The organism is Psychrobacter sp. M13 (assembly GCF_030718935.1).
In the GTDB taxonomy this organism is placed as follows: Bacteria; Pseudomonadota; Gammaproteobacteria; order Pseudomonadales; family Moraxellaceae; genus Psychrobacter; species Psychrobacter immobilis_G.
Genome location: NZ_CP132194.1, coordinates 1,916,781 through 1,930,064, shown reverse-complemented (window position 1 = coordinate 1,930,064; position 13,284 = coordinate 1,916,781). Strand labels below are relative to the sequence as shown.

The following is a 13,284-nucleotide window of genomic DNA, read 5'->3' as shown; positions in this document are numbered from 1 at the left end:
ATTTACATGAATCAGAGCTATTTCACGCTGTGAAAAACCCTGCCTTTCGTCGTATTGGGTTGATGGGGCGGGCAGGTAAGCGTAGCGTTACCCAGAGTCTGGCGCAAGTGGCGAATATCGTCAATGAGATGGGTCTGACCTTAATCATGGATGTGCAAACTGCTAATCTACCAACTTTAGATTTGACAGAGATCGAAAAAGTTAAGATCGTTAAGCGTAGCCTGATCGGTGAGATTTGTGACTTAGTTATCGTGGTCGGCGGTGATGGTTCAATACTGCATGCTGCAGAGGCGTTAGCACGCTACAGAGTTCCTGTGCTTGGCGTTAACCGTGGTCGGCTTGGCTTTTTGGCAGATGTGAAACCCAATGAAGTGGCACAAAAGCTGCGTCAAGTATTGATGGGAGACTATCAGCTGGATCATCGGTTCTTATTAACGATGGAGATACGTGAGGGTCAAAAAGTACTGCATGAAGATATGGCGCTTAATGACATCGTACTGCATGCTGGTAAGTCGGTACACATGATAGATTTTCAGATGAAAATTGATGGGCAAGATGTCTATCGTCAGCACAGTGATGGGCTTATAGTATCGACGCCTACGGGTTCAACGGCTTATGCTCTATCAGGTGGCGGGCCTATTATTCACCCAAGCATGGATGCTATCTGCTTAGTGCCTATGCATCCGCATACGCTATCGAGTCGGCCTATCGTAGTCAGTGGTAACAGTGAGATTTGCATTCGTATTCACGAGGATAATCGTACCCAGCCGATGGTAAGCGCAGATGGTAAGCCGAGCATATCGCTTGATCAGGAGCAGAGATTATATATTCGTAAGCATCCTGATAAGTTGACGCTGCTGCATCCACCAGGATTTGAGTTTTATGAGGCTTGTCGAACAAAACTACACTGGAACGTCCATGCTGAAGAGTTCGATCTTGATAGAGACGATGATACTATGGATGATCTGTAAGTAAAAAAAGTGTTGAAACGGCATAAGACTCGCCAATAAGTATATTAAAGATATAATTGGAGTAAGTAGCATGGATAAACAAACCGTATTAGCTAGCATAACCCCAGAAGTTGTCGATAAGTTTCGTATGGCTATTGAATTGGGCAAATGGCCTGATGGGCGTCAATTAACCTCTGATCAGCGCGAGACTTGTATGCAAGCAGTTATGATATGGGAGCATGAAAACCTACCGCCAGCTGAACGTACAGGTTTTTTGCATAAGCCAGTAAGAGACGACGGAACTGTCGTAGGTGCTGAATGCGATGTCGAGCATGAGCATCATTATCCTAATATGCCCAATCCCAAAGGGGCGATACAACCTGTGAAGTTTGTTGATAAGTAGCTAGTTTGAGTAAATCGTTTTTAAACAAAAGGGCCTCGCTATTATCATAAATAGCGAGGCCCTTTTATAACAAGTGCTTTAACAGTCGTTGACGAGCTGTTTTAGCTTTATAGCTCAGTTGTATCGACAGTTGGTCGAGCAGTCAGTGGGTTTTTTTGCATCAAAAACCCTTGCCAGCCCCAATGTAAAAAATTACGAATATTGGCATGATCGGTGCCATTAGGGGTCTCTTGGACCCGAGTATAATACTCACCAAATAATTTAAGAGTATCAAGTTGGCTTAGTCCGTGATGCTTGGCAAAGCCAAAGATCTTAGCACTACCTTCGTTTTCACCAGCGCCGTTATAGACCGTACCATTAGTAAAAGGTCTTGGCGTATAGCGATAAAAGTCATCGATAAAACTGATAACATCATTGAATCCGATAGATTTTTTATTTAGACCATTCAGTAGGGCGGATACATCTGCTTGGCGAATACTCATAAGTTATGACCTTAAAGCGAATTAAACCAATAAAATTTTAATAAATATTCAATATAAAAGCTAAAAACAAAGGTGTTTATAAAAAATATCAAGTCTTTAACGATTGAAATAATCTTCATCGTCAAATGATGGCGCAAAGCTGCCTGATTCTAAATGCTGCATCTGCGACTTTACCGAGCGCTCGTGCTGAATGCGCTGGTAAATCTCTTCACGATGCACTGCTATATCTTTGGGGGCATTAACCCCAATACGTACCTGATTGCCCTTAACGCCTAAAACCGTTACGCTAACTTCATCACCGATCATTAATGTCTCGCCCACACGGCGTGTCAAAATTAACATGCGTCATACTCCTTATGTCGCAATAAAATAGTATTGCTCATTGCTTTGCTTCTTAATTGCTGAATATCACTATAGCGCTAGTTGTCAAAATATAGATATTAAACTATACCTTGAAAATAACTACTTAAGTCTATTAATTTCTATTAAAATGTTAAATACAAGCATATATAACGATATGTGAATGTATTTTGCCCAAATAAGTCACCATTATAAGTGCCACGTTCAAGACTGTCACTGATTTTCACAAAACTGCTAGGTAGAGCTAAATATTAAAACACAAGGCTAGTGATAACTCTGCTGTACTAATAATTATTAGTCAAGATACCCGTCATTTGTAAAGCTATTGTCCAGCAACTTTACTATCACCATCTTCGCGATCAAGACCGAATGCGGTATGTAGCGACTTGACGGCCTTATCCAAATACTGCTCTTGAATAAGTACAGAGACTTTAATTTCACTAGTTGATATCATTTGAATATTGATGTTGTTTTCGGCAAGAGTCTGGAACATAAGGCTGGCAACACCAGCGTGAGAGCGCATACCAACGCCGACTAATGAGACTTTAACAACTTCATCATTGGCCAATATCTCTTTGGCACCGATCTCATTTTTGACTTCGTTTTCTAGTACTTTCATGGTTTTTTCCATGTCAGTACGGTTGACGGTAAAAGTAAAGTCGGTCGTACCGTTGGTAGATAGGTTTTGTACTATCATATCAATTTCTATATTGGCACGTCCAATAGGGCTAAGGATAGCAGAAGCAATACCAGGATGATCGGGAACACCGCGCACCACGATTTTTGCCTCATCACGGTTAAAAGCGATACCTGAGATAATTGCCTGTTCCATACTGTCTCCTTCGTCTATCGTAATTAAGGTGCCTACGTTGTTTTTAAAGTCATCATCAAAGCTGCCATCTGCATCGGTATCAAAGCTAGAGAGTACACGCAGCGGTACACCATATTTTCCAGCGAACTCTACTGAGCGAATCTGTAATATTTTTGAGCCAAGACTGGCCATCTCTAGCATTTCTTCAAAGGTAATTTTCTCAAGCTTTTTAGCTTTTGAAGTCACACGTGGGTCAGTAGTGTAAACCCCATCAACGTCAGTATAAATCTGGCACTCATCAGCGCCTAGAGCTGCAGCAATAGCGACCCCCGTGGTATCAGAACCGCCACGACCTAGCGTAGTGGCATTGCCATACTCATCAATGCCCTGAAATCCTGCAACGATGACCACATTACCCGCATCAAGCTGCTCGCGGATATTTTTATCATCAATTGACTCAATACGAGCCTTATTGTGCGCGGTATCCGTTTTTATTGCTACTTGACGACCCGTAAATGAGCGCGCGCCAACGCCGAGCTCTTTGATCGCCATAGCGAGTAGGGAGATTGATACTTGCTCGCCTGTTGAGACCATTTGATCATATTCACGCGGATCAGGTTGTGTGCTAATCTGACGGGCGAGATCGATAAGACGGTTGGTTTCACCGCTCATAGCCGATACCACTACCACCACTTGATGACCATGATCATGCCAGCGCTTGACTCGTTTGGCGACATTTTTGATGCGGTCAATACTGCCCATGGAAGTGCCGCCGTATTTCTGTACTATTAACGCCATAAAAATATTACCTATTATTTACAAGGGGCTGTATAGCTATTTATCATTTCAATTGGAATAAATACTATTCCTTGATAAAGATAACGCTCAATTATAAACATACCGTTTATGTTATATCATATTTACGTAAAAAAATTAACCCAGCTGTTCTGCAACCCAAGCGGGTAGCGCATTGATAACGGCTGCCGTATTTGCCGCTTTTGGCGCGCCGCCCTGAGCGTAATCAGGCTTACCGCCACCCTTACCGCCAAGCTCGCCTGCTAAATGACGGATAATATCGCCCGCTTTGATACGAGCAGTAAGCGATTTGGCTACACTAGCTGAGAGCGCTAGCTGACCGTCTTTATCACCGACTAATACAATTATACTATCAGGTAGCTTTGACTTGATATCATCCATCAGCGGACGGATGGATTTACCATCGACCCCAGCAAGGGTACTGATTAACACAGGGACACCTGCGATAGTTTGTACTTCACTGATCAAGTCAGCGGCTTGTAGGCTGGCAAGTTTCTGCTCTAGACGCTCTAACTGCTTTTCTAGCTCACGCTGCTTGTCCGCCATACTTTGGACGCGTGCGACTACCTCAGGGCGCTTGGCTTTGAGCTGGCTTGCAAGCTGACCCAATTGTTGATCGTTTTGCTGGATGTATTTGATTGCACCCATACCAGTTACGGCTTCAATACGGCGAATACCTGCTGCAATGCCTGCTTCACTAGTGATTTTTAATAGGCCAATATCGCCTGTGCGCTGCACGTGTAATCCACCGCATAGCTCAATAGAGAAGGGCTGAGACTTACCATCAATGATACTGTCCGTACCCATCGTTAAGACGCGCACATCACTACCGTATTTTTCACCGAATAGGGCGATTGCGCCTTTATCCATAGCCGCATCGATAGATATGGTTTCGATACTAGCTGAGGTGTTGGCTTGGATTTGCTCGTTGACTAAGCGCTCAACGCGCGCGATCTGAGTGCTATTAATAGGTTTGTCGTAGGAGAAATCAAAACGCAGTACTTCGCTAGAGACTAGCGAGCCTTTTTGAGTGACCTCATCGCCTAATACTTCACGCAGGGCGGCATGCAATAGATGCGTTGCTGAGTGGTTTTTGGCACTAGCTGCACGAATACTGGATAGTACATGAGCCTCTGCGGTTTGGCTGGTATGAACAACGCCCATATTGACCACGCCATAATGGATAATGGCTTGTCCAGATTTTTTGGTATCTTGTACCTCAAACACGCCAGACTCCGTACGAATCTCGCCCAACTCACCGACTTGTCCACCGCCTTCGGCATAAAATGGGGTACGATTCAGGACGAGTACACCCTCATCTCCTTCCGTCAAGCTAGTCGTCGCATCGCCGTCTTGATACATCGCTATCACTTCGACCTCAAGATCGCTCAGCTGCTCATAGCCGATAAATACTGTCGGCTCATCGACCTGAATTACACTACTATAATCAACATCGAACTTACCTGCATCACGAGCACGTTCGCGCTGCGCTTGCATGTGTTCATCGAACTGGGCTTCATCGATACTGATACCGCGCTCACGGGTGATATCGGCAGTCAAATCAAGCGGAAAGCCATAAGTATCGTACAGCTTAAATGCAGCCTCGCCAGAGAGAATATCTCCCTCTTTTAAGTCATCTAGCTCACCAGCTAGCAGGCGGAGACCTTGTGCCAAGGTTTTAGCAAACTGGGCTTCTTCTTTTTCAATAGCGCTCTCAATGATGCTTTGGCGCTCTTTGAGCTCAGGATAAGCGTCGCCTATTTCCTCGACTAAAGGCGCAACCATCTTGTAGAAAAATTCACTCTGGGCACCGAGCTTATTGCCATGACGTACCGCACGGCGAATCACACGGCGCAATACATAGCCGCGACCTTCATTGCTTGGCATCACGCCGTCAGCGATCAAGAATGATACCGCGCGTATATGATCGGCAATCACCTTTAGAGAGGCCTGTTGCTCATTATCAATCTCTAAAATAGCGGCCGCAGCATCCATCAAATGGGTGAATAAATCAATTTGGTAGTTGCCATGCACGCCTTGCATGATAGCGCTGATCCGCTCAAGCCCCATACCGGTATCGACGCTTGGCGCAGGTAGTGGCAGCATGGTGCCGTCTTTTTGACGATTGAACTGCATAAAGACGCAATTCCAAATCTCAATATAGCGATCGCCATCTTCCTCAGGTGTACCTGGCAAGCCGCCTTCGATATCAGCACCGTGATCATAAAATACTTCGGTACAAGGGCCACAGGGGCCGGTATCACCCATTGTCCAAAAGTTATCCGAGGCATAGGGTGCGCCTTTATTATCGCCAATACGAATAATACGCTCCGCTGGCAAGCCGATATCATTATGCCAAATATCAAAAGCTTCGTCATCAGTCTCATAGATAGTGACATACAGACGATCTTTATCTATCGCCAGCCACTCATCGGAGGTTAAAAACTCCCAAATATAAGCGATACCCGCTGATTTGAAATAATCGCCAAAAGAGAAGTTGCCGAGCATCTCAAAAAAAGTATGATGACGCGCGGTATAGCCGACATTATCAAGATCGTTGTGTTTGCCACCAGCACGCACGCATTTTTGTGAAGTCACTGCGCGGGTATAATCGCGTGGCTCCAATCCCAAAAAGGTCTCTTTAAACTGATTCATACCGGCATTGGTAAACAGTAAAGTAGGGTCGTTATGCGGAATTAAGCTCGATGAAGATACAGGGGTATGCTGCTTACTTATAAAAAAATCGAAAAACGCCTTACGTATATCGGCTGTTTGATGTGGCTGGCTCACAGCGGCTCCTTACTGGCAAATAAATAAAATAATAAAAGGTAAGTTAAAAATCAACTTAAATAATTTTGCAAGCGATTTTAGCACAAATGCTCGTAGGGTGTTTGACCATTCACCTTTAGTCTTACCTAGTCATCCATCAATACATAGTGATTGTATAATCTTTGGCTCTACGACTTGTTAATTGGTCAAAATAGCGGCATCGGTTTTGTCAAGCTTATCTCTGATAACCGGGTTAGATTCAATAACTTGTACAGGTATGTAGCGCAGTTGCAACTTGATAGGTAAGTAGTTTGGATAATTTTCAACCATGTCTTGAGTAACCACGGCCTCAATTTTATTGACATCGCTTGAGTTAGGGATCGTCTCACCGCGAACAACCGCACGAACAATTTGATTGCCATTGGCTTTGGTAAACTGAGTATTGGTCAACACATTACCTTGATCTATAAAGTGATCATTAATGGCTTGTTTGACACTGCTCTCAAACACTTGTTGCTTGGCATTGGTTTGTAGATTTATCGTTAAATAAGATCCCACGCCAGCTAATAGCAGTATGGTTATCGCGTTGCGGCGCAAAAAAGTCAAATAAGTTTTAGATTTATAATCATCATCTACCAAACGCCTAAAGCCTAATAGCCACAGTACCATAGCATTGGTAAACTGAATGGCAATAATATTAGTAAGCGCAAGCAGTGCCGCTCCAAATCCCATCGACAGCTCACCATGAGCGAACAAGATACCGCTGGCAGCTAAAGGTGGCACCAAAGCAGTCGCTACCGCTACACCTACGACAGCGACAGACAGATGCGGTGAGACCATAGCATAAGCACCCGCCGTACCACCCGCTAAGGCAATCATTAGATCCATAGATGTGGGCTGAGTACGCGATAATATCTCTGCGGTTAGCGGCTGTGCGCTATGTAATGTACCAATCAAAAACCCTACAAATATAACCAAAGAGACGCCAGCTAGCACCGTAAATAATGACTTACGTAATAGCGGCATACGATAATCAATGATGGCAAGTGCGACACCTGTGATAGGCCCTAGCATCATAGCAACTAACATAGCGCCAATAACGACAGCTGCTGAGTTGGTGACCAGTCCATAGCTTGCAATAATAGCGGAAAGAATATTCATCACAAAGTACATTTTGCTTGGTAAGGCATTTGCTTCGATCTTGACACGTATCTCTGGATAATCTATTTTTTGATTGCTAAATTGCTCAGCGATAAACTGCTTATAAGACTCAAGTTTGGCTTCTTTTTTTTCTTGAACCGCCTCTTCAGCTTTTTCGATATCTTCTAGATCCTGCAAGTCAGATTCAGTCTGATCATCTGTACTTGTAGTATCATTTGACTCATCCTCATCAGGCATAGGCGGCGCTTGCTCAAGCTCTATATCGATGACACCTTTTTCAACCAACCTATTAAGGTTGTTAAGATCATCACTATCCTCTGTATTCACAGAGAGTATATCTTCATTTTCGATGTCTTTCGTTGCGGCTATATCGGGGGCGGTAGAGGTTTGCGCTTTATTTGAAGACACTATTTCAGTAGGAACTGAGATATCTGTAGAAGTTTCAACATCAACGCTCTCCACAGTAGCTATAGCGACATCAGGCTCAGGCGAATCAATAATTATCTTAGTCTCAGTCTCCTGCATGCTCGCATCTAGTGTTGTCTGCTTATGAGCATCATCTGTACTATTACTAAGCTCTTCGCTATGATTTGCAGTCACTGCATCATCGTTGCTAGCTAGTTCCTCAGAGATATAGTCTTCACTTGTCGTGGCGGATTGAGCATCATCTGGGTTCAGAGAGGTAGGGTTGCGCGTAGGTTGAGTATTAGCAGAGGGTGAGGTCATAGTAATAAGGCTTTATTAATAAAATAATAGAAAGCCACAATTATAATGATAAATATAAAAAGTTATATCGCCTTTTTGCTATCAGATACCTGTGTTGTTTTACGTTTTGTATATCTAAGAGATAAATAGAAGGGATTTGGTAGTCGAATAACTTGAAAAATAGAGGATTTCATAAGACCTCAACTAACTCCCTAATAATAACATGGTTTTACTGCGGAGTCACTGAAAATAAAAGGCTCTAGAGTCTATGTCAAATACTTACTATTTTTGTGGATATAGCGTATAAAGGTGGTATACAAGATAAACACACACCTAAAATAAGGATTTGATTATGAACTGGCCTCTATTTTCTGTTATCTACTCTATGGCTGCTACTGTAATCGTCGGAATATTTATGATTACCGCTTTGGTCACAGGCTTTAATGAGATCCCTCATATTCAAACTGCTGTAGTCGTAGGGCTTTTAGTCTCTATACCAGCAGGTATGTATTTTACCAAAAAAATAAATAGTATCACTGGTAATGAAGAAGGTTATAAAGATATTACTATTTAACATGCTTAGATTTGAAAACATTAGATATCAATAACTATAAGTTTTGAGCTAGAAAGGTTTTAAACAAAAAACAGCTTCTAATAAATAGAAGCTGTTTTTTTACTTTGACGTTAGAGGACTACTTATTGCAATACTACGGTCGCACCATTTTCGATGTTAGCGTATACCTCAAGCACATCCCAGTTAGTCAAGCGCACGCAACCTGCCGATGCTTGGCGACTGATGCCCTCAGGCTTTGGCGAGCCATGCAGACCATAAGAAGGCTTAGATAGACCCATCCATACGACACCTACTGGATTGTTAGGGCCAGGTGGTATCATATGCACTTCTTTACCACTACCTTCACCAACAGTGGCTTTATACCAAGGCATTTTGACTTTATTGACGATCTTAAAGGTACCTTGCGGAGAAGGGGTGCTACTGCTGCCTACTGTAGTCGGATAAGTAGCTACTAATTTATCACCGTTATAAGCATAAAGTGTTTGATCCGCTTTGTTCGCCACTACGCGATTGATACGCTGATTGAGCGCACCGCGATTGTTAAGCACAGTAATCGTTTCGCCAACTTTATAATCTTTGTTTTGATTGAGCTTATCTAAATAGCGCACATCCATATGGAAGCGCTCACCGAGCATCTCTTTGATGTCTTGATAATAAAGCCCTTTCATTTTTGATTTAGCCTCATAACCTGAAGGCGTCGCAGAAAAGTTGGTTTTAAGATCGTCTTCGGTCAAAGTATAAGTAACTAGCACGGGCTTATTGGCAGGGATATTTTTATTTAGCGCCTCCCAAGTTTTTTGATTCATTTTGCCTGTCGCTTGCAAGCCTTTCATATTTTGAAAGTTAATGAGCGCTTTTTTGCTGTTCATACCCCAGCCGCCATCGATAGGACCTGGAGAGGCATGATTCCAATCCAATAAGGCTTGCATCTTAATAGTCATTGCCGAATTAACATTCATATTGGGCGACCATTTTGAGTCATTGACCTGTTTGGCATAATTAGACAGATTCAATGTCGTATAAGTCTTGCCATCTTTATCTTCAATACTTTTTATAGCAGAGTCATTGTTTGAAAGTTGATTTTGTTCGCTCTGCGACACATTTGACGTTGTATCAGGACCTGCAAATGCTTGCCCATCGCTAATATCGTCAGCACTCTCTGATTGGCGATCTTTAAGCACTAATTCTTCAACACTCATGTTATCAGGACTAACGCTCGCCGTTGAAGGTTGCTCGCGCTGGCTATTGATCAGCTGGCCCATTCGATCTGTTGATGGCTTAGCGGCAGGCTTACTGGGTTTAGGATTAACATTAACACTGCGACTACGATTTTCATCAACATTAAGGCTTGCTAAGACTGCCATACTAGACTGGCTATCCATCGTACGTACAGGTAGCGTACGCGCATCGGTATCTACAGCGGCTTGAGCACTGATGTTAATACCAGCACTGAGAGCTACGATAGCCATTGATGTAATAAGTAATTTTATTTTCATAATAGGGGATCACAAGGTTGCTACGAATGAGCCTATTATGCGCAAACTTTCGACGCTGCGCAAACTTTTGATACATATATTTAGATCAATAGAATACTAAGTGCCAGCAGTTGACGTATTCGCTACAATTTGGTGATATTTGAGATATGCTAGATAGGGAGTAGAGAGTCTGTTGTTGAGTGCATGACTGAATAAATTACGAGGTTGGCGATCTATCAGCACTATTTATTCTAATTGATGTTTATAATGTAAGCCTTATTTAGAGTACAATCTTTGATAACAGATATAGGCGGGCATCATTGGCGCTATTGGCTATTTATGTCTATAATGCGTGATGGTTTTAAAATGACAAATTATCAATAAATAGACAGTTAATAAGGGGCGATATGCCAGAAGATCAGATTATAAGCGCGGAAGCTTTTCAAAATCAGTATGATTATGAGGATAATGAGAGGCTCAGTGAGGACGAGCTTGCAACCTTACAGGCAGAGCTTACAGAGGCGCGTGAGGAGCTAGTGAGTATTCGTGACTTTATCCGATTTTCCGTCACACAATTGCGCAATTATGATGTCGTAGTAGCACAAGGGACTACCGATGAGTTTGCTGAGGCGGCCGCAATCGTTCTACACTCTTTATCGTTAGAGTGGTCAGCGGATGAGCAGATACTCGATTGTCGTCTGACGACTAGCGAGAAGCAAGCGGTGCTAAGTCTTTTGGAGCAGCGTATCAGCGATCGTAAGCCGTTGAGCTATTTGATTAATTTGGCATACTTTTGTGATCTGCCTTTTTATATTGACGAACGCGTACTCATACCGCGCTCACCGATAGCGGAGCTGATCCGTCAGCAGTTCTATCCTTATTTTGATGCCAATGAATTTGCTAAACCTCTAGGCGCGACTGTTAATAATCAGCCTGCAACCTTTTATGAGCACGGGCTTGAGATGAAGCAGCTGTCACAGCCTGAGCGCATATTAGATCTATGTACGGGCTCTGCTTGTATTGCTATTGCACTAGCTACCCGTTTTGTCGATGCGCTAGTCGATGCTGTCGATATCGATAAGGGAGCGCTTGAAGTTGCTATGGTCAATGTCGATCATCATGATCTCAATCATCAGGTCAATGTCATTGAGTCGGATTTGTTTGCCAAGCTGCCTGCTGAGCATCAATATGAGCTAATCGTCACTAATCCACCTTATGTCGACGCCGCCATTATGGCAGATTTGCCGCCAGAGTTCTTATATGAGCCTGAGCAAGCGCTCGCTGCGGGTCAAGACGGCTTAGATCTTGTGCATCATATCTTGTTCGAGGCCGCAGATTATCTCAGTCCTGAAGGTCTATTGGTCTGTGAAGTTGGCGATAGCGAATGGGCATTAAGCCAAGCCTATCCAGATATTCAGTTTGATTGGCTCAAGTTCGCGCATGGTGGTCATGGCGTATTTGCTATTACCTTTGATGAGCTAGTAGAGCATCGTGAGCTTTTTGCGCGTTACGTAAATGCAGCCGCAGCCGTCAAATAATAGACAGTAGTGTTAGCTACTGTTTTAGTTGCTAAGTTTTAGTTGCAAGAAGTAAAGTACTGACAAATAAAATCGATTGTTAAGGATAGACATGGCAGGCAATAGTATTGGTAAGCTCTTTAGTGTGACCACTTGCGGTGAGTCGCACGGGCCAGGGTTATTAGCAATTGTGGATGGTGTGCCACCTGGGCTTGAGCTGTGCGCTGAGGATCTACAAGTTGACTTAGATCGTCGTAAACCTGGTACGTCCAAATACTCAACCCAGCGCCGTGAGTCTGATGAGGTCGAGATTATCTCAGGGGTATTTGAAGGCAAAACCACAGGCACCTCTATCGGTCTGCTCATTCGCAATACCAATCAAAAATCAAAAGATTATAGCGAGATCAAAGACACTTTTCGCCCAGGTCATGCCGATTATACTTATAGCATGAAGTATGGCTTTCGTGATTATCGTGGTGGGGGTCGCTCCTCTGCTCGTGAAACCGCTATGCGCGTGGCAGCTGGCGCGATTGCCAAAAAGTATTTGCATGACCGTCTAGGCGTGCAAGTGCGTGGTCATGTCACCCAAATAGGCAACGAGTTTAGTAAAGTAGTAGACACCGACGCTATTGATTGGGAATTCGTCAATAGCAATCCGTTCTTTTGTGCTGATAGAGATGCAGTTAGTCGTTTTGAAACGCTTATAGACAGTCTACGCCGCGAAGGCACTAGCTGTGGCGCGCGGTTAGAAATTATCGCTAGTGGCGTGCCTGTAGGATTGGGTGAGCCTGTATTCGATCGACTAGATGCTGATATTGCCCATGCGATGATGAGTATCAACGCGGTAAAAGGCGTTGAGATTGGCGATGGTATGAGTGTCGCTGGTCAGTTCGGGCATAAGTCACGCGATGAGCTAACCCCAGATGGCTTTACGGCCAATCATGCAGGTGGCATCTTAGGCGGTATCTCTTCAGGTCAAGATATTAGCGTGAGTATTGCACTCAAGCCTACCTCGAGCATCACCACTGCGGGCAAGAGTATCAATACCCAAGGCGAGGCGGTTGATATGCTGACTAAAGGCCGTCATGATCCGTGTGTTGGTGTACGAGCGACACCTATCGCTGAGGCTATGCTCGCTATAGTATTGCTTGATCATTATCTACGTAACCGTGGACAGAATGGGGATGTTGTACCGCCAGTTGAGTCGATTACTTAAACTCATTATTTTTATCGGAAACTAGCCCTTTATTTCTTGATTTAA

The 13,284-nt window shown here is 43.6% G+C and carries 10 protein-coding genes and 1 pseudogene; 5 read left to right on the top strand and 6 right to left on the bottom strand.

What is annotated here, in order from left to right; genetic code table 11:
- Positions 1–62 precede the first annotated feature (62 nt).
- Positions 63–971, top strand: a complete 909-nt coding sequence (locus Q9G97_RS08020; protein WP_305900306.1) for an NAD(+) kinase — start codon at positions 63–65, stop codon at positions 969–971.
- A 70-nt stretch (positions 972–1,041) separates the two neighbouring features.
- Complete coding sequence (locus Q9G97_RS08015; protein WP_201569280.1) at positions 1,042–1,353, top strand: YeaC family protein; 312 nt, start codon at positions 1,042–1,044, stop codon at positions 1,351–1,353.
- Positions 1,354–1,460: 107 nt separating this feature from the next.
- Here Q9G97_RS08015 and Q9G97_RS08010 read toward each other — a convergent pair whose 3' ends face one another.
- The 5 genes and pseudogenes from Q9G97_RS08010 to Q9G97_RS07990 all read right to left on the bottom strand — a co-directional run bounded on the left by Q9G97_RS08010 (position 1,461) and on the right by Q9G97_RS07990 (position 8,478).
- On the bottom strand, positions 1,461–1,835 hold the full coding sequence (locus Q9G97_RS08010; protein ID WP_201569278.1) for a HopJ type III effector protein: 375 nt from the start codon (positions 1,833–1,835) through the stop codon (positions 1,461–1,463).
- A gap of 174 nt (positions 1,836–2,009) precedes the next feature.
- Positions 2,010–2,177: pseudogene (csrA, locus tag Q9G97_RS08005) on the bottom strand (carbon storage regulator CsrA); the annotation flags it as partial.
- A 340-nt stretch (positions 2,178–2,517) separates the two neighbouring features.
- Entirely contained in the window at positions 2,518–3,804 is a 1,287-nt protein-coding gene (locus Q9G97_RS08000) for an aspartate kinase (RefSeq protein ID WP_201569274.1), read from the bottom strand.
- Positions 3,805–3,939: 135 nt separating this feature from the next.
- Positions 3,940–6,612, bottom strand: coding sequence for an alanine--tRNA ligase (gene alaS / locus Q9G97_RS07995; protein ID WP_305898371.1), 2,673 nt, complete (start codon positions 6,610–6,612; stop codon positions 3,940–3,942).
- 177 nt (positions 6,613–6,789) lie between these two features.
- Positions 6,790–8,478: a DUF389 domain-containing protein gene (locus tag Q9G97_RS07990; protein WP_305898370.1), complete on the bottom strand. Its 1,689-nt coding sequence runs from the start codon at positions 8,476–8,478 to the stop codon at positions 6,790–6,792.
- A gap of 331 nt (positions 8,479–8,809) precedes the next feature.
- Between Q9G97_RS07990 and Q9G97_RS07985 the strand changes: the two genes are divergently transcribed.
- Positions 8,810–9,031 carry a hypothetical protein gene (locus Q9G97_RS07985; protein ID WP_201569268.1) on the top strand — a complete coding sequence of 74 codons (222 nt, stop codon included), beginning with the start codon at positions 8,810–8,812 and terminating at the stop codon, positions 9,029–9,031.
- A 122-nt stretch (positions 9,032–9,153) separates the two neighbouring features.
- Here Q9G97_RS07985 and Q9G97_RS07980 read toward each other — a convergent pair whose 3' ends face one another.
- Positions 9,154–10,527 (bottom strand): L,D-transpeptidase family protein, encoded by a 1,374-nt coding sequence (locus Q9G97_RS07980; protein WP_305898369.1) that lies wholly within the window; start codon positions 10,525–10,527, stop codon positions 9,154–9,156.
- A 386-nt stretch (positions 10,528–10,913) separates the two neighbouring features.
- Between Q9G97_RS07980 and prmB the strand changes: the two genes are divergently transcribed.
- Together prmB and aroC are read left to right on the top strand one after the other, a co-directional pair.
- A complete protein-coding gene (gene prmB / locus Q9G97_RS07975; protein WP_305898368.1) occupies positions 10,914–12,044 on the top strand; it encodes a 50S ribosomal protein L3 N(5)-glutamine methyltransferase in 1,131 nt (376 codons plus the stop codon).
- Positions 12,045–12,135: 91 nt separating this feature from the next.
- Positions 12,136–13,239 (top strand): chorismate synthase, encoded by a 1,104-nt coding sequence (gene aroC / locus Q9G97_RS07970; protein WP_305898367.1) that lies wholly within the window; start codon positions 12,136–12,138, stop codon positions 13,237–13,239.
- Positions 13,240–13,284 lie beyond the last annotated feature (45 nt).

What these genes read in the sequence shown, in the direction of transcription:
- Q9G97_RS08020 (WP_305900306.1), top strand. Translation starts at nt 63, where the DNA reads ATGGGGCGGGCAGGTAAGCGTAGCGTTACCCAGAGTCTGGCGCAAGTG.
- Q9G97_RS08015 (WP_201569280.1), top strand. Translation starts at nt 1,042, where the DNA reads ATGGATAAACAAACCGTATTAGCTAGCATAACCCCAGAAGTTGTCGAT.
- Q9G97_RS08010 (WP_201569278.1), bottom strand. Translation starts at nt 1,835, where the DNA reads ATGAGTATTCGCCAAGCAGATGTATCCGCCCTACTGAATGGTCTAAAT.
- Q9G97_RS08000 (WP_201569274.1), bottom strand. Translation starts at nt 3,804, where the DNA reads ATGGCGTTAATAGTACAGAAATACGGCGGCACTTCCATGGGCAGTATT.
- Q9G97_RS07990 (WP_305898370.1), bottom strand. Translation starts at nt 8,478, where the DNA reads ATGACCTCACCCTCTGCTAATACTCAACCTACGCGCAACCCTACCTCT.
- Q9G97_RS07985 (WP_201569268.1), top strand. Translation starts at nt 8,810, where the DNA reads ATGAACTGGCCTCTATTTTCTGTTATCTACTCTATGGCTGCTACTGTA.
- Q9G97_RS07980 (WP_305898369.1), bottom strand. Translation starts at nt 10,527, where the DNA reads ATGAAAATAAAATTACTTATTACATCAATGGCTATCGTAGCTCTCAGT.
- prmB (WP_305898368.1), top strand. Translation starts at nt 10,914, where the DNA reads ATGCCAGAAGATCAGATTATAAGCGCGGAAGCTTTTCAAAATCAGTAT.
- aroC (WP_305898367.1), top strand. Translation starts at nt 12,136, where the DNA reads ATGGCAGGCAATAGTATTGGTAAGCTCTTTAGTGTGACCACTTGCGGT.